This is a genomic window from Burkholderia lata, from assembly GCF_000012945.1.
In the GTDB taxonomy this organism is placed as follows: Bacteria; Pseudomonadota; Gammaproteobacteria; order Burkholderiales; family Burkholderiaceae; genus Burkholderia; species Burkholderia lata.
Map to the genome: position 1 here is coordinate 272,811 of NC_007511.1, position 14,554 is coordinate 287,364.

A 14,554-nucleotide genomic window follows, 5' to 3' on the forward strand; every position below is an offset into this window, starting at 1 on the left:
CGCTCCGTGTTCCGTGAGAAGGACGTTGTAACCAAGTGGAGTTGATACGGGCAGCCCTGGGCTGCCCGTTTTTTTTGCGATTCGTCTACGGCAACGCACTGTGGCGAAGGTCGTGAAACAGGTCGTAGACGAGCGTGCGCAACCACTGATGACCTTCGTCGCGCTGATAGCGTTCATGCCAGAACTGCGCGATGTCGGCTGGCGCCGTGTCGAACGGCAGCGATACGGCGCGCACGTCCTGCAGTCGCGCCAGCTCGCGGGCGAGGCGGCTGGGAATGCACGCGATGAGGTCGCTCGACGACACGATGCGTTCCAGACCGAACGAATGCGCGAGCTGCAGCACGACATGGCGCGTGCTGCCGGCGTGCGGCGACAGCGCGTAAAGCGCCGCTTCGAAGTGCGCGTGGCTGCCGGCCGTGGGTGTGTAGCTCACATGGTCGGCCGCGAAGAACTGCTCCGCGGTGAGCGTCGCGCCGATCATCGGATGGTCGTTGCGTACGAGCGCGACGTAGGTTTCGTGGAACAGGCGCTGCTGATGGAAATCGGCATGCAGCCCGGTGAACATGCCGAGCGCAAGGTCGATTTGCCCGAGCTTCATCATCTGCTGCGCGGCATCGAGCGGTGGATCGGCCGTGACGATCCGGATGCCGGGCGCGACCCGGCGCAGATGCGCGACGAGCGGCGGCATGAAGATTGCCTGCCCGAGATCGCTCGTGTACAGGCGGAAGGTGCGGGTCGACGTGGCCGGGTCGAACGCGCGGCCGGCCTGCAGCGCGGTGCGCAGCGACGCGAGCCCTTCGTCGACGCGCGCCGCGATCGCGTCCGCACGCGGCGTGGGTTGCATGCCGTCGGCCGTCTTCACGAACAGCGCGTCGTCAAACAGCGTGCGCAGCCGCTTCAGCGCGTTGCTGACCGACGGCTGCGTCAGGTGCAGCGCGTCGGCGGCGCGCGTCGTGCTGCGTGTGCGGTACAGCACGTCGAACACGAGCAGCAGGTTCAGGTCGATGTTGCGCAGATCGGGGTCGTGTTCCATCGCGTCGGTCGGTAGGCGGGCATAGATGCCGTGAATGACGGTATTCAACGCCGCAATTTAACAGGGCGCCGCGGCCCTCCTATGCTGGTTCCGACTCGCCGCACCAAGGTGGCGCGGCGGCCCGGATCTCACAGGAGGCAGCATGCGGGACAAGATCGCACTCGAGGAGCACTTTGCCACGCCGGACACGATCGGCGATTCCGAACATTACTTTACCGCCGACATCTGGCCGGCGCGACGCCGTCAGCTGCTCGACGTGCAGGAGGAGCGCGTCGAGCGCATGGATGCGTGCGGGATCGGTTACACGATCCTGTCGCTGAACGCGCCGGCCGTCCAGGCGATCACCGACACGGGGCGCGCGATCGACGTCGCGCGGCGCGCGAACGACCTGCTGGCCGAACAGGTCGCGCGCCGGCCGGACCGCTTCGGCGCGTTCGCGGCGCTGCCGCTGCAGGATCCGGACGCCGCCGCGCGCGAGCTGGCGCGGACGGTGACCGAACTCGGTTTCAAGGGCGCGCTCGTCAACGGCTTCTCGCAGATCGGCCACGCCGACAACGCGACCTACTACGACCTGCCGCAATACCGGCCGTTCTGGGCCGAGGTCGCGCGGCTCGACGTGCCGTTCTACCTGCACCCGCGCAATCCGCTGCCGAGCCAGCAACTGGCGATCGAAGGCCATCCGTGGCTGATGGGGCCGGCGTGGGAGTTTTCACGCGAAACGGGCGTGCATGCGCTGCGCCTGATCGGCAGCGGCCTGTTCGACGAACACTCGAACCTGACGGTGATCCTCGGACACCTCGGCGAGCTCGCGCTGCACAACATCTGGCGCACGTCGCACTGGGCGTCCCCGAACGGCAAGAACCCGATGGGCGTGAAGGCGAAGCGCTCCTTCATCGATACGTTCCGCGCGCATTTCTACGTCACGACGAGCGGCAATTTCCGCACGATCGCGATGCGCAACGCGATCGACGAGATCGGCAGCGACCGCGTGCTGTTCTCGGCCGACTATCCGTTCGAATCGATGGAGGAGGCGAGCGCGTGGTTCGACGCTGCCGAGATCGGCGACAACGACCGGGAGAAGATCGGGCGCGACAACGCGAAGCGCTTGTTCAAGCTGGACTGAGCGGAGCGGGCGCTGCCGATTCGTCGGAACAATCCGGCGATGTGCGGCGGCGCCCGGTTCGGCGATATCGAATGGAATTCGGAATTCGCAGTGCAAATGAATGATTGGAGTTGATCGGAACGATCGGCAACGGCCGCGGCAGACGGGCGTGCCGTATCGTCCGCCGCGCCCGATACGCGATGCACGGACCCGGCTCAGGAAGCCCGGCCCGTCAGGATAAAACGAAGGAGACACCCTCTTGCAACCCACCCCCGCATTCGACGTGCAGCGCTGGATCGACGCGCTGCCGTTCTCACGTTTCCAGTTGGCGATTGCCGTGCAGTGTTTCGCCGTGGTCGCACTCGACGGGCTCGACACCGCGCTGATCGGCTTCGTCGTGCCCGCGTTGCGCAGCGACTGGCATGCCGGCACGACCGGCATCACGTTGCTGCTCGCGTCCGGGCTGGTCGGCCTCGCGGTCGGCGCGTTTTTCGCGGGGCCGCTCGGCGACCGGCTCGGCCGCAAGCGCCTGCTGGTCGGGTCGGTCCTGTCGTTTGGCCTGTTCAGCACGCTGTGCGCGGTCGCGCCGGAGATTCATTCGCTGACGGCGCTGCGCTTCCTGACCGGTGTCGGCCTGGGCGCGGCGATGCCGAATGCGATCGCGATGACGTCCGAGTACAGCCCGCGCGCCCGCCGTGCGCTGATCGTCACGACGATGTTTTGCGGCTTCACGTTCGGCTCCGCGGCGGCAGGGTTCATCGCCGCGCACGTGATTCCGCGTTACGGCTGGCATGCGATGTTCGTCATCGGCGGCGTGCTGCCGATCGCGCTCGGGCTCGTGATGCTCGCCGCGCTGCCCGAATCGATCCGCTTCCTGATCCATCGACGCGCGCCGGCCGCGCAGGTCGCGGCCGTGCTGCGCCGCATGTCGCCCGATGCGCCGGACAGTGTGCAACGCTTCGTCGCGGACGAGCCGGCGAGCGTTGCGGCGCGCTCGCCCGTGTCGCAACTGTTCGCGCGCCCGCTGCGGTTCGGCACGCTCGCGCTGTGGTGTGCATTCTGGATGAACCTGCTGATCGTCTATCTCGTCACCAACTGGCTGCCGAGCCTGTTTCGCGAAGCGGGCTTCGATCTCGCGCAGGCGGCGATCGTCACCGCGATGTTCCAGCTGGGCGGCACGGTCGGCGCGATCCTGCTCGGGCGCGCGATGGACCGCTTCAACGCGTACGTGGTGCTGGTGGCCGCCTATCTCGCCGGCGCGCTGTGCGTGTTCCTCGTCGCGTGGCGCTATGACGACCTGCCGTCGCTCTGCATCGGCATCTTCGGGATCGGCTTCGGCGTCGCCGGCTCGCAAACCGGGGCCAATGCGCTCGCGGCCGATTTCTATCCGACCGGCAGCCGCGTGACAGGCGTGAGCTGGGCGCTCGGTGTCGGCCGGCTCGGCGCGATCGCGGGCTCGTTCGTCGGCGCGCTGGTGATGGCGAGCGCGATGGGGTTGTCGGGTGTCTTCATGCTGCTGATCGCACCGATCGTCTGTGCCGCCGTCGCGATCGGCGCGATGGGGCTGCGTTACGCGCGTGCCGGCGGCTATGCGAAAGCCGTCGAATAAGCGCGAGCCGTCACATTCCCCATGCAACGAGGAGACACCGATGCAGACGTCGGCAAGCCGCCGCCGCGCGGCCATGATTTTCGCGGTATTGAATGCAGCGGCCGCAAGCGCCGCGCATGCACAGAGCAGCGTGACGCTGTACGGCAGCCTGGATGCCGGCGTTGCGTACGTGAACAATCGCGCGGGCAGCCCGCAGGCCGCGATGCTGCAGGGCGTGATGCAGCCCGACCGCATCGGCTTCCTCGGCAACGAGGAACTGGGCGCCGGCTGGCGTGCGGTGTTCCGGCTCGAGAACGGCTTCGCGACCAACACGGGCGCGCTGATGCGCAGCGGCACGCTGTTCAACCGGCAGGCCTACGTCGGGCTGTCGTCGGAGCGGGCCGGCACGATCACGCTCGGCCAGCAGACCGCGTTCAACTATGACTGGCTCGCGCCGATGGGCAACGGCTTTCAGTCGTCGAACCTGCTCGCGGCCCACCCGGGCAACCTCGACGGGCTGGTCGAGACGACGTCGGCGCAGGAGAGCAACGTCGTGAAATACCGCTCGCCCGCGTTGTACGGGTTGAGGGTCGGACTGTTGCTCGGGTTCGGGGGCGTGCCCGGCAATTTCTCGAGCGGACGCATCGCGGGAGCAGGCATCGATTACGTGAACGGATCGTTCGGGCTCGCCGCCGCGTACGTGAACGAGCACGACCGCGCGCTCGGCCCGATGCTTGGCGATACGACTGCGGGCCTCGGCCTGTCGACGTTCCAGGGGCGTCCGGCGCTGTCGTATGTGGCCGACAAGGTCGAGAACGCGGGCATCGGCGCGCGCTACGACTGGGGCACCGTGCGGCTGCACGCGCTGTACACGTACGTGAGGCTGAAGGCCGGCGCGCAGACGGATTCGTATCGCACGTTCGATGCGGGCGCCACGTGGCAGGCGACGCCGGCCAATGCGGTGGCGGGCGGGATGTCGACGACGTCGTTCATCGGCCGCCGCTATCTGTCGGCTTCGCTCGGCGACGTGTATGCGTTGTCGAAGCGCACGCAGGTCTACCTGCATGCGGTTGCGCAGCAGGCGACGGGGAGCGCGGCGGCGCGCGCCGCGATCTTCGCGATCGGTGCGTCGGGCACGCAGCGGCAACTCGCGATCGTGGCCGGGATTCATCATCTGTTTTGAGTGGGGGGGGCGGTGCGTCACTCGGCCGTGTCGTGGGCACGGTGCCGGCAAGCAAGGGGGCACTGCTCGTCAAGTGTGCGGCGCGGTGTCCTACGAGCTCGTAGAAGTTTCGTTCTCGTCAAATTGACTGCGCCTATGTGCGTCACTAAATTGGGCGGCTCGTCGTTCGCTCCGGGTTCCGTGAGCAGAACGCTGCAATGCAATCAGCGTGTGCGGGCAGCCGGTGCTGCCCGCTTTTTATTTCACCGCGACGCCGGTCCGGTACCGGGCTGATCGATGTCGGTGCAGTCGAATAGGCGGCAGGGAGACACCGAACGATTGCGGGTCGGCGGCACATCGAGGAGGCAACAGCATGACCCGACACAAGGTTGTCGTTGCATCGCCAGTCGCGACGCAAACGCTGCTGGGTGACATTCGGGCATTGATCGAAGCGGCGCGGCAGCGTACTGCCTCGGCAGTGAACAGTGAGTTGACGATGCTCTACTGGCGCATCGGTCAACTCGTTCACACCCAGATCCTGTCGGGCAAACGGGCCGACTACGGCGAGGAAGTGCTACCGACCCTGGCGGCACAATTGACGAAGGATTATGGCGGTAGCTTTGCCGTGAAAAATCTGCGCCGCATGGTGCAGTTTGCTACCACCTTTCCGGATGAACGGATTGTCGTATCGCTGATACGACAATTGAGCTGGACGCACTTTGTTGCGTTGGTCCCGCTCAAAGACCCGCGTCAGCGTGACTACTACGCGCAGATGGCCAGCGTGGAACGCTGGAGCGTCAGGACGCTGCGCGAGCGTATCGACTCGATGTTGTATGAGCGCACTGCACTCTCCCGGAAGCCGGATGCATTGATCGCGGAGGAGCTGGCAACGATGCGGGATGCGCAACGTATGTCGCCCAGCCTGATCATGCGCGATCCCTATATTCTCGATTTCCTTGGTCTGCGCGACACCTGGCAGGAAGGCGACCTGGAGACCGCGATCATTCGCGAAATGGAGTCCTTTCTGCTGGAGCTTGGCGCAGGCTTCACTTTCGTCGCCCGGCAGAAGCGCATCCAGATCGACGACGAGGATTTCCACCTCGATCTGCTGTTCTATAACCGGAAGCTGCGACGGCTGGTTGCGGTCGAGTTGAAAGTCGGTGAGTTCAAGGCCGCGTACAAGGGGCAGATGGAACTGTATCTGCGGTGGCTCGACAGGCATGAGCGAGAGGCGGATGAAGCACCACCTCTTGGGATCATCCTCTGCACCGGCAAGAAATCAGAGCAGATCGAACTGCTGGAACTGGACAAGTCCGGCATCCACGTTGCGGAGTACCTGACCGCTTTGCCGCCGCGAGCGGTGCTGACGGAGCGACTGCAACAGGCGATGCAACGGGCACAGTTGCAGATCCGGCCACGCAATTCGGTACGGAACACGTCCTGACGCGTTCCGTACCTTCGTTGTCACCCCCGCCGCGCCACCAGCTCCGACACCGTCTGCGCGGCCTGCTGCAGCGGCCCGAGAAACTCCTTCACCATCTGCTTCGCGGTATGCCGCTGCGCGTTGCCGCTGATGTTCATCGCCGCGATGATCTGCCCACGCCGGTTGCGGATCGGCGCGGACAGCGACATCAGGCCCACTTCGAGCTCCTGGTCGACCACGGCCCAGCCCTGCTGGCGCACCTGCGCGATCGCCGCCTTCAGTTCGCCGAGGTCGGTGATCGTGCGCGGCGTATGCGCACGGATGCCGCTTTGCGCGAGCGTTTCGTCGAGCGCGTCATCGTCGAGCGCCGACAGCAGCACGCGGCCCATCGACGTGCAGTACGCGGGCAGCCGGCTGCCGATCGACAGGTTGATCGTCATGATCTTGCGAGTCGGTACCCGCAGCACGTAGACGATCTCGGTGCGGTCGAGCACGGCCGCCGAGCAGCTTTCGTGAATCTGCGCGGACAACTGCTCCATCACGGGATCGGCGAGATTCCAGAACGGCATCGACGTGAGGTACGCGAAGCCGAGCTCGAGGATCTTCGGCGTGAGCCGGAACAGCCGGCCGTCGGCTTCGACGTAGCCGAGCGTCTGCAGCGTGAGCAGGATCCGGCGCGCACCCGCGCGCGTGAGCCCGGTGGCCGAGGCGACCTCGGTGAGTGTCTGCTCCGGACGGGCCGCGTCGAACGCGCGGATCACCGCGAGGCCGCGTGCGAACGACTGGACATAGGAGTCGCCGGGTTTCGTCTGAGTGTCTTCGGTTGTCATGAGCGATGGGAATATCGTGCAGCCGAGAAGATAGCGCATGGGGCCTGACACGCCAACCGCCCGGCGGACCGGGCGCTTGACAGGTCGTCCCCGCACTCCCTATGATGCGTTGAACGTTCGATACACGATCTTATGTTCGTATATAGAACATTTAAGCGCATCCCGGCGGGCAATGCAAGGGGCGCGCCCTGTTCATTCCCCAGCCTGTCCTGGGAGCGGAGACACTGATGACCGAAGCTTTTCTGTGTGATGCGATCCGTACGCCGATCGGGCGCTACGGCGGTGCACTGTCCGGCGTGCGCGCCGACGATCTGGGCGCAGTGCCGCTCAAGGCGCTCGTCGAGCGCAACCGCGACGTCGACTGGACGGCGATCGACGACGTGATCTACGGCTGCGCGAACCAGGCCGGCGAGGACAACCGCAACGTTGCGCGCATGTCGGCGCTGCTCGCTGGGCTGCCGCAAGGCGTGCCGGGCTCGACGATCAACCGCCTGTGCGGTTCCGGGATGGATGCGGTCGGCGTGGCCGCCCGTGCGATCAAGTCCGGCGAGGCCGCGCTGATGGTCGCGGGCGGCGTCGAGAGCATGACGCGTGCGCCGTTCGTGATGGGCAAGGCTGCGAGCGCGTTCGCGCGCCAGGCCGACATCTACGATACGACGATCGGCTGGCGCTTCGTCAATCCGCTGATGAAACAGCTGCACGGTGTCGATTCGATGCCGGAGACGGCCGAGAACGTCGCGGTCGACTACAACATCAGCCGCGCCGACCAGGACCTGTTCGCGCTGCGCAGCCAGCAGAAGGCCGCGCGTGCGCAGCAGGACGGCACGCTCGCCGAGGAAATCGTCGCGGTCACGATTCCGCAGAAGAAGGGCGATCCGGTGGTCGTGTCGCGTGACGAGCATCCGCGCGAGACGTCGCTCGAAACGCTGGCGAAGCTGAAGGGCGTCGTTCGCCCGGACGGCTCGGTGACGGCCGGCAATGCGTCGGGCGTCAACGACGGCGCCGCCGCGCTGCTGCTCGCGAACGAGGAAACCGCGAAGCGCTTCGGCCTGACGCCGCGCGCACGCGTGCTCGGGATCGCGACGGCCGGCGTCGCGCCGCGCGTGATGGGCATCGGCCCCGCGCCGGCCACGCAGAAGCTGCTCGCGCGGCTCGGGATGACGATCGACCAGTTCGACGTGATCGAGCTGAACGAGGCATTCGCATCGCAAGGTCTCGCGGTGCTGCGCATGCTCGGCGTTGCCGATGACGATCCTCGCGTGAACCCGAACGGCGGCGCGATCGCACTGGGCCATCCGCTTGGTGCGTCGGGCGCGCGTCTCGTGACGACCGCGATGTACCAGCTGCATCGCACGAACGGCCGCTTCGCGCTGTGCACGATGTGCATCGGCGTCGGCCAGGGCATCGCGATCGCGATCGAGCGCGTCTGACCCGCGTCTCGGGGTGAAGCGGCCGCGTTACCGCTTCGCTCAATTCGAATCGATGCGCGGCACGAGAATCCTCGTGCCGCGCATCGTCGTTAACCGGCCTGCGACAACTGCTTGAGGCGCGCATCGAGCGCGTCGATCTCGGTGTCCGCGAACACTTCGATGCCATGCTCGCGCAGCAACGCCGCCGTGACACCGGCGCCCGTGTGCCGCCGGTTCTCGAAACTCCCGTCGTAAATGAACGTGCTGCCGCACGACGGACTGCCGTCGGCCAGGATCGCGAAGCGGCAGTCGTGCGTGCGCGCGAGGGCCAGCGCGGTATGCGCACCGGACACGAACGGTGCCGTCACGTCCGTTCCGTTCACGTCGACGATGCGCGCAGCGCCCGACAGCACCCGCTGCCCCGATTCGCCGCCGGCGATTTCGGCGGGTGGGCGCGGCACGCTGAAGCCGCCGGCCAGTTCGGGGCAGACGGGCACGAGACGTCCTTCGCGCTGCCACCGTTCGAGCGCCTCGTGTGCGGCGGTCTTGGCCGACCCGTTGTAACGGACCGGATGACCGACCACGCACATGCTGACGAGGATTTTCGGCATGGCGTGTGGCTGCGCTTCGTTCTGCAATTTCGCTCTCCGTGATGCCGTGATGGCCGATGGCGGCAGTGGCAAAGCGGGAAATTCTACGCTTCGCCCGCGTGCCGGTGCGTCAGGCTGTCGGCCCTTCCAGGTGAATGTCTTCCGGCTCGAGCGCGTACAGCGCCGGGTCGGGCGATGTGCTGACCGTGAAGCCGAGCCGCAGGTAGAAGTCGATCGTGTTCTGCGATGGCGTGGCCGACACATACAGGCGTGCGGCGCCCATCGCGCGCGCCTGCTCACGGGCCGCGCGGTAGAGCTGCTCGCCGAGCCCGCAGCCGCGCCAGTCGCGGCTCACGTGCAGGAACTTCAATTGCAGCATGTCGCTGTGCGGGCCGAGCGGCTGGCTGTCGACGACGACCGCCGCGACGAGCCGTGCGCCGTCGAACCTGCCGAGGCACCAGCCGCCGCGATCGTGGCAGTCGAGCAGGATTGGCGTGTAGTGGTCGGCTTCGCCGTCGGGCCAGCCCGCGACGTCATAAAAGTCGGGCACGAGCTGCAGCGCGCCGTCGCGCAGCACATACAGGTGTTCGATGATCTCGCGCCGGTCGATGGTCCACACGAGCGGCACTTCGTCGCGCGTGAGCAGGCGTGCCGAAAGTGCGTCGCGTTCGGCGGCGGTGCGGCGCGTCATGCGGCCTCCCGATGCGCGGCGATCGCATACATCAGCGGCAGGCGCGGCATGCCGTCGGGCGGCACCATCCGGTGGCCGTCCAGCTCGCGCATGCCGTCGAAGCCCTTCCAGCCGTTCGCATACGGATATTCGGTCAGGCGGTCGATCGCGAGCCCGGCCGATACGAGCGCGTTCACGACTTCGCCGATGCCCCACATGAACTCGTAACTCGGATGCGGGTTAGCGAAATCGACGACGCCCGGATGGTCGTGCTGCGCGCCGAGCCCCGTGCCGGAGGCGGCAACGTAATCGCCGACACCTGCTGGCTCCTCGGTCGCGTCGCCTTTGAAATAGTCGTAGTGCGGCTTCCAGTGTTCGTCGAAATACAGCGCGAACGGATGGAACTCGACCATCGCGAAACGGCCGCCCGGCGCGAGCAGCGCGGCGATCCCGCGCGCCCACGCGTTCAGGTCGGACAGCCAGCAGATCGCGCCGTACGACGTGAACACGCGATCGAAGCGCTCGCCGCGCGCGGCGGCCTCGGGCATCCAGTCGAGCACGTCGGCGCGCTCGAAACACGCCGGCAGGCCCGCGTCGGTCGACAGTTGCCGTGCGAACGCGATCGCTTCGTCGGAGATGTCGACGCCCGTCGCATCCGCGCCGTCGCGCACGAGGCTCAGCGTGTCCTGCCCCGCGTTGCACTGCAGGTGCAGAAGCCGCAGCCCGCTGACGTCGCCGAGCAGTTCGCGTTCTTCCGGAAAGAGCGTCGAGCCGCCTTCACGGAAAAACGCGGCCTGATCGCCTTTATGGCTGTTATGCGCGACTGTCGCCGTATTCCAGGACAGCCGATTCAGTTCGTGCAATGCCTTTTTCATCGAATTCGAATGCCGATTGAATGGAGCAGGATAGACGGAATCGTTTCGCCGCGTGCAACGGCCGACGCCGTAGGCGTGCCGTGCGATGGGGCTGGGCGGTGCGCCGTGACATGCGGATGAACCTGCGCGGCGAATATTGCCGGATTATTTGATCGAAATCATGGCGGCCGCCGAATTGAATATTTTATGCGAAGAAAGGGTAAGGTTTTTCCCCAATATGCCGACAGTAAGATGAAGACCGTCGTAAAGCGATAAACCGTTTTTCGGCTACTGAGCGTGAAGTCAGCGCGACGCGGACGTCAGATCCGCTTTTCGGAGCCTTGCATGCGCAATAACCAGCCCGTTACCCAACAGGAATTCGATTTTCCCGACGACGTCACGCTGATGTCGACGACCGACGCGGACAGCATCATCACCTACGCCAACACGACGTTTGCGCAGGTGAGCGGCTTCACGAACGAGGAACTCGTCGGCCAGCCGCACAACGCGGTGCGCCACCCGGACATGCCGCGCGAAGCATTTGCCGACATGTGGGCGACGCTCAGGCGCGGCGAGCCGTGGACCGCGCTCGTGAAGAACCGCCGCAAGAACGGCGATCACTACTGGGTGCGTGCAAACGCGATTCCGGTGATGCGCAACGGCGAGCCGCAGGGCTACATGTCGGTGCGCACGAAGGCGCCGCACGACGAGAGCGAGGCCGCCGATGCGCTGTATCGCGCGTTTCGCGAAGGCAAGGCGGGCCAGCGCCGGTTCCACAAGGGGCTGGTGATCCGCACGGGGCTGCTGCGCATCGCGTCGCTGTCGCAGACGATGTCGGTGCGTGCGCGCGTGCATTCGGCGCTGTGCGTGCTCGCGCCGGCGGTCGTCGGCGCGGGCTGGGCATGCGGGCTGGCCGGCGGCGGGCTCGCGGCGTTTGCCGGCGTGACGGTCGGCGTGGCGGCGGCGGCCGGCCTGTGGCTCGATGCGCAGATCGTGCGTCCGCTGAAGCGGCTGCACGACCAGGCGCTGAACGTCGCGACCGGTGAAAGCCGGCGCGGTGTGCGAATGAACCGCGTCGACGAGATCGGCATGACGCTGCGCACGATCAACCAGCTCGGGCTGATGTTTCGCTGGCTCGTCGATGACGTCAGCGAGCAGGTGCACAACGTGCAGCGCGCGAGCAACGAGATCGCGCAGGGCAACAACGACCTGAGCGCGCGCACCGAGCAGGCGGCGTCGAGCGTGCAGGAGACGGCCGCGTCGATGGCCGAGATGACGGCGACCGTCGACAGCAACGCGGAGACCGCGCTGCAGGCGAACCGGCTTGCGATGTCGGCGAGCGAAGCGGCCGGACGCGGCGGGCAGGCGGTGGGCGAGGTCGTCACGACGATGAGCGACATCACCGCCAGCTCGCGCAAGATCGCCGACATCATCGGCGTGATCGACGGCATCGCGTTCCAGACCAACATCCTTGCGCTGAACGCGGCCGTGGAAGCGGCACGTGCAGGCGAACAGGGGCGCGGTTTCGCGGTGGTCGCCGGTGAGGTGCGGGCGCTCGCACAACGCAGCGCGAATGCGGCGAAGGAGATCAAGACGCTAATTGGCGCAAGCGTCGACCGCGTCGAATCGGGCGCGCGGCGTGTGGACGAGGCAGGCAAGACGATGGAGGACATCGTCGCGCAGGTGAAGCGCGTATCGGACCTGATCGCGGAGATCAGCTCGTCGACGGCCGAGCAGAGCACCGGCGTGTCGCAGGTCGACCAGGCGGTCGTGCATCTGGACAACATCACACAGCAGAACGCGGCACTGGTCGAGCAGAGTACGGCGGCGTCGGAGAGCCTGAAGCAGCAGGCGACGCGTCTCGTGGATGCGGTGAACGTGTTCCGGTGATCGCCGGGGCGCGCACGAATGTGCGCGCCCGATCAATGCATCGGGATTGACGCGCGCAATGCGCGTTCAGTTTTTCCCATTCAATCGAAAATACGCCGAACAAGACATATTCGTATTCAAGATTTTGCGTTTATGGATTGAGCTGCTATTGGGAAAATTGCGCTTGATCATCAGGCGAATGACCGTCAAACCGTTACCCGGTATGGCGTTTAGTTTCATCCATAAACAGATTGTTCGGTAAAAACAAGATCATGCATTTCTAATGCATATTTTCCCGAATACACCATAATGTTTTCGTGGAATTTGCCGAAAGCGCAGGGGCCAGACCAACTCGCATGCGGATCGACCGTCATGCGCGGGTCTCGAATCAATCGACAAGCGGACGCAAGATCCGTTACCCGGAGCTCCACACCATGCGCAACAACCAGCCCGTCACGCAACGCGAATTCGATTTTCCCGATGACGCGACGCTGATGTCGACCACTGACGCGAACAGCTACATCACCTACGCGAACGCGGCCTTCATCCAGGTCAGCGGATTTTCTCCCGAAGAGATCGAAGGCCAGCCGCACAACGTCGTGCGGCATCCGGACATGCCGAAAGAGGCGTTCGCCGACATGTGGGCGACGCTCAAGGGCGGCGAGCCGTGGACCGCGCTCGTGAAGAACCGCCGCAAGAACGGCGATCACTACTGGGTGCGCGCGAACGCGATTCCGGTGATGCGCAACGGCGAGCCGAAGGGCTACATGTCGGTGCGCACGAAGGCGACGCGCGACGAGATCGCGGCCGCGGAGGCGCTCTACAAGGAATTCCGCGAAGGGCGGGCCGGCAACCGGCATTTCCACAAGGGGCTGATCGTCCGCAAGGGCGTGGCCGGTTTCACGTCGCTGTTCCAGACGATGTCGGTGCGCGCGCGGCTCCATGCGTCGCTGTGCGTACTCGCGCCGGTCGTGGTGGCCGGCGGCTGGGCGTGCGGGCTGGCCGGTGGAGGGCTCGCCGTGTTCGCGGCGGTGACGGCCGGCGCGGCGGCCGCCGCGGGGCTGTGGCTCGATGCGCAGATTGCGCGCCCGCTCATGCAGTTGCGCGACGAGGCGTTGCGTGTGGCGACCGGCGAGAGCCGCAGCGGCGTGCGGATGAACCGCGTCGACGAGATCGGCATGACGCTGCGCACGATCAACCAGCTTGGGCTGATGTTCCGCTGGCTCGTCGACGATGTCAGCGAGCAGGTGCTGAACGTGCAGCGCGCGAGCAACGAGATCGCGCAGGGCAACAACGATCTCAGCGCGCGCACCGAGCAGGCGTCGACGAGCGTGCAGCAGACGGCTGCGTCGATGGCCGAGATGACGGCGACCGTGTCGAGCAATGCGGAGACGGCGCTGCAGGCGAACCAGTTGTCGGTGTCCGCGAGCGAAGCGGCGGGGCGCGGCGGGCAGGCGGTGAGCGAGGTCGTCGCAACGATGAACGACATCACGGCAAGCTCGCGCAAGATCGCGGACATCATCGGCGTGATCGACGGCATCGCGTTCCAGACCAACATCCTTGCGCTGAATGCGGCCGTGGAAGCGGCGCGCGCGGGCGATCAGGGGCGTGGTTTCGCGGTGGTTGCCGGTGAGGTGCGGGCGCTCGCGCAGCGTAGCGCGAATGCGGCGAAGGAGATCAAGACGTTGATCGGTGCGAGTGTCGATCGCGTCGAGTCGGGCGCGCGGATTGTCGATGGCGCGGGCAAGACGATGGAGGATATCGTCACGCAGGTGAAGCGCGTGTCGGACTTGATCGCGGAGATCAGCTCGTCGACGGCGGAGCAGAGCACGGGGGTTGCGCAGGTCGACCAGGCGGTCGTGCATCTGGACAACATCACGCAGCAGAACGCGGCGCTGGTCGAACAGAGTACGGCGGCGTCGGAAAGCCTGAAGCAGCAGGCGACGCGGTTGGTGGAAGCGGTGAACGTGTTTCGGTGAACGTGGCTTGAGCCGTTGGTCTTCACGCATTTCGACCGACGTCGT

The 14,554-nt window shown here is 66.0% G+C and carries 13 protein-coding genes; 7 read left to right on the plus strand and 6 right to left on the minus strand.

What is annotated here, in order from left to right:
- Positions 1-85: 85 nt before the first annotated feature.
- Positions 86-1,033, minus strand: a complete 948-nt coding sequence (locus BCEP18194_RS24050; RefSeq protein WP_041493159.1) for a LysR family transcriptional regulator — start codon at positions 1,031-1,033, stop codon at positions 86-88.
- 142 nt (positions 1,034-1,175) lie between these two features.
- Here BCEP18194_RS24050 and BCEP18194_RS24055 point away from each other — a divergent pair, with 142 nt between their 5' ends.
- From BCEP18194_RS24055 to BCEP18194_RS24070, 4 genes are all read left to right on the plus strand, one after another.
- The gene (locus BCEP18194_RS24055; RefSeq protein WP_011353872.1) at positions 1,176-2,156 is read left to right on the plus strand and encodes an amidohydrolase family protein; all 981 of its coding nucleotides are present in this window, start codon (positions 1,176-1,178) and stop codon (positions 2,154-2,156) included.
- A gap of 238 nt (positions 2,157-2,394) precedes the next feature.
- A complete protein-coding gene (locus BCEP18194_RS24060) occupies positions 2,395-3,744 on the plus strand; it encodes an MFS transporter (RefSeq protein ID WP_011353873.1) in 1,350 nt (449 codons plus the stop codon).
- 40 nt (positions 3,745-3,784) lie between these two features.
- Positions 3,785-4,906, plus strand: a complete 1,122-nt coding sequence (locus BCEP18194_RS24065; protein ID WP_011353874.1) for a porin — start codon at positions 3,785-3,787, stop codon at positions 4,904-4,906.
- A gap of 352 nt (positions 4,907-5,258) precedes the next feature.
- The gene (locus BCEP18194_RS24070) at positions 5,259-6,329 is read left to right on the plus strand and encodes a PDDEXK nuclease domain-containing protein (RefSeq protein WP_011353875.1); all 1,071 of its coding nucleotides are present in this window, start codon (positions 5,259-5,261) and stop codon (positions 6,327-6,329) included.
- A gap of 20 nt (positions 6,330-6,349) precedes the next feature.
- Here BCEP18194_RS24070 and BCEP18194_RS24075 read toward each other — a convergent pair whose 3' ends face one another.
- Positions 6,350-7,138 (minus strand): IclR family transcriptional regulator, encoded by a 789-nt coding sequence (locus BCEP18194_RS24075; RefSeq protein ID WP_041493160.1) that lies wholly within the window; start codon positions 7,136-7,138, stop codon positions 6,350-6,352.
- Between the two features lie 227 nt (positions 7,139-7,365).
- Here BCEP18194_RS24075 and pcaF point away from each other — a divergent pair, with 227 nt between their 5' ends.
- On the plus strand, positions 7,366-8,568 hold the full coding sequence (gene pcaF / locus BCEP18194_RS24080) for a 3-oxoadipyl-CoA thiolase (protein ID WP_011353877.1): 1,203 nt from the start codon (positions 7,366-7,368) through the stop codon (positions 8,566-8,568).
- Positions 8,569-8,657: 89 nt separating this feature from the next.
- On the opposite strand, the gene BCEP18194_RS24085 is transcribed toward pcaF, so the two are convergent.
- From BCEP18194_RS24085 to BCEP18194_RS24095, 3 genes are all read right to left on the minus strand, one after another.
- Positions 8,658-9,158, minus strand: coding sequence for a DUF523 domain-containing protein (locus BCEP18194_RS24085; protein ID WP_011353878.1), 501 nt, complete (start codon positions 9,156-9,158; stop codon positions 8,658-8,660).
- Positions 9,159-9,267: 109 nt separating this feature from the next.
- Entirely contained in the window at positions 9,268-9,828 is a 561-nt protein-coding gene (locus tag BCEP18194_RS24090; RefSeq protein ID WP_011353879.1) for a GNAT family N-acetyltransferase, read from the minus strand.
- Positions 9,825-10,682: a class I SAM-dependent methyltransferase gene (locus BCEP18194_RS24095; protein ID WP_011353880.1), complete on the minus strand. Its 858-nt coding sequence runs from the start codon at positions 10,680-10,682 to the stop codon at positions 9,825-9,827. Before BCEP18194_RS24095 ends, BCEP18194_RS24090 begins: the two co-directional genes overlap by 4 nt.
- 324 nt (positions 10,683-11,006) lie before the next feature.
- On the opposite strand from BCEP18194_RS24095, the gene BCEP18194_RS24100 reads away from it, so the two are divergent.
- Positions 11,007-12,551, plus strand: coding sequence for a methyl-accepting chemotaxis protein (locus BCEP18194_RS24100; RefSeq protein ID WP_011353881.1), 1,545 nt, complete (start codon positions 11,007-11,009; stop codon positions 12,549-12,551).
- A 215-nt stretch (positions 12,552-12,766) separates the two neighbouring features.
- Here BCEP18194_RS24100 and BCEP18194_RS41720 read toward each other — a convergent pair whose 3' ends face one another.
- On the minus strand, positions 12,767-12,904 hold the full coding sequence (locus BCEP18194_RS41720; protein ID WP_167316032.1) for a hypothetical protein: 138 nt from the start codon (positions 12,902-12,904) through the stop codon (positions 12,767-12,769).
- 60 nt (positions 12,905-12,964) lie between these two features.
- Here BCEP18194_RS41720 and BCEP18194_RS24110 point away from each other — a divergent pair, with 60 nt between their 5' ends.
- A complete protein-coding gene (locus tag BCEP18194_RS24110) occupies positions 12,965-14,509 on the plus strand; it encodes a methyl-accepting chemotaxis protein (RefSeq protein ID WP_011353882.1) in 1,545 nt (514 codons plus the stop codon).
- Positions 14,510-14,554 lie beyond the last annotated feature (45 nt).

Excerpts from the sequence above, each read along its gene's own strand:
- BCEP18194_RS24050 (WP_041493159.1), bottom strand. The coding sequence starts at position 1,033 with ATGGAACACGACCCCGATCTGCGCAACATCGACCTGAACCTGCTGCTC.
- BCEP18194_RS24055 (WP_011353872.1), top strand. The coding sequence starts at position 1,176 with ATGCGGGACAAGATCGCACTCGAGGAGCACTTTGCCACGCCGGACACG.
- BCEP18194_RS24065 (WP_011353874.1), top strand. The coding sequence starts at position 3,785 with ATGCAGACGTCGGCAAGCCGCCGCCGCGCGGCCATGATTTTCGCGGTA.
- BCEP18194_RS24070 (WP_011353875.1), top strand. The coding sequence starts at position 5,259 with ATGACCCGACACAAGGTTGTCGTTGCATCGCCAGTCGCGACGCAAACG.
- BCEP18194_RS24075 (WP_041493160.1), bottom strand. The coding sequence starts at position 7,138 with ATGACAACCGAAGACACTCAGACGAAACCCGGCGACTCCTATGTCCAG.
- pcaF (WP_011353877.1), top strand. The coding sequence starts at position 7,366 with ATGACCGAAGCTTTTCTGTGTGATGCGATCCGTACGCCGATCGGGCGC.
- BCEP18194_RS24085 (WP_011353878.1), bottom strand. The coding sequence starts at position 9,158 with ATGCCGAAAATCCTCGTCAGCATGTGCGTGGTCGGTCATCCGGTCCGT.
- BCEP18194_RS24090 (WP_011353879.1), bottom strand. The coding sequence starts at position 9,828 with ATGACGCGCCGCACCGCCGCCGAACGCGACGCACTTTCGGCACGCCTG.
- BCEP18194_RS24095 (WP_011353880.1), bottom strand. The coding sequence starts at position 10,682 with ATGAAAAAGGCATTGCACGAACTGAATCGGCTGTCCTGGAATACGGCG.
- BCEP18194_RS24100 (WP_011353881.1), top strand. The coding sequence starts at position 11,007 with ATGCGCAATAACCAGCCCGTTACCCAACAGGAATTCGATTTTCCCGAC.
- BCEP18194_RS41720 (WP_167316032.1), bottom strand. The coding sequence starts at position 12,904 with ATGACGGTCGATCCGCATGCGAGTTGGTCTGGCCCCTGCGCTTTCGGC.
- BCEP18194_RS24110 (WP_011353882.1), top strand. The coding sequence starts at position 12,965 with ATGCGCAACAACCAGCCCGTCACGCAACGCGAATTCGATTTTCCCGAT.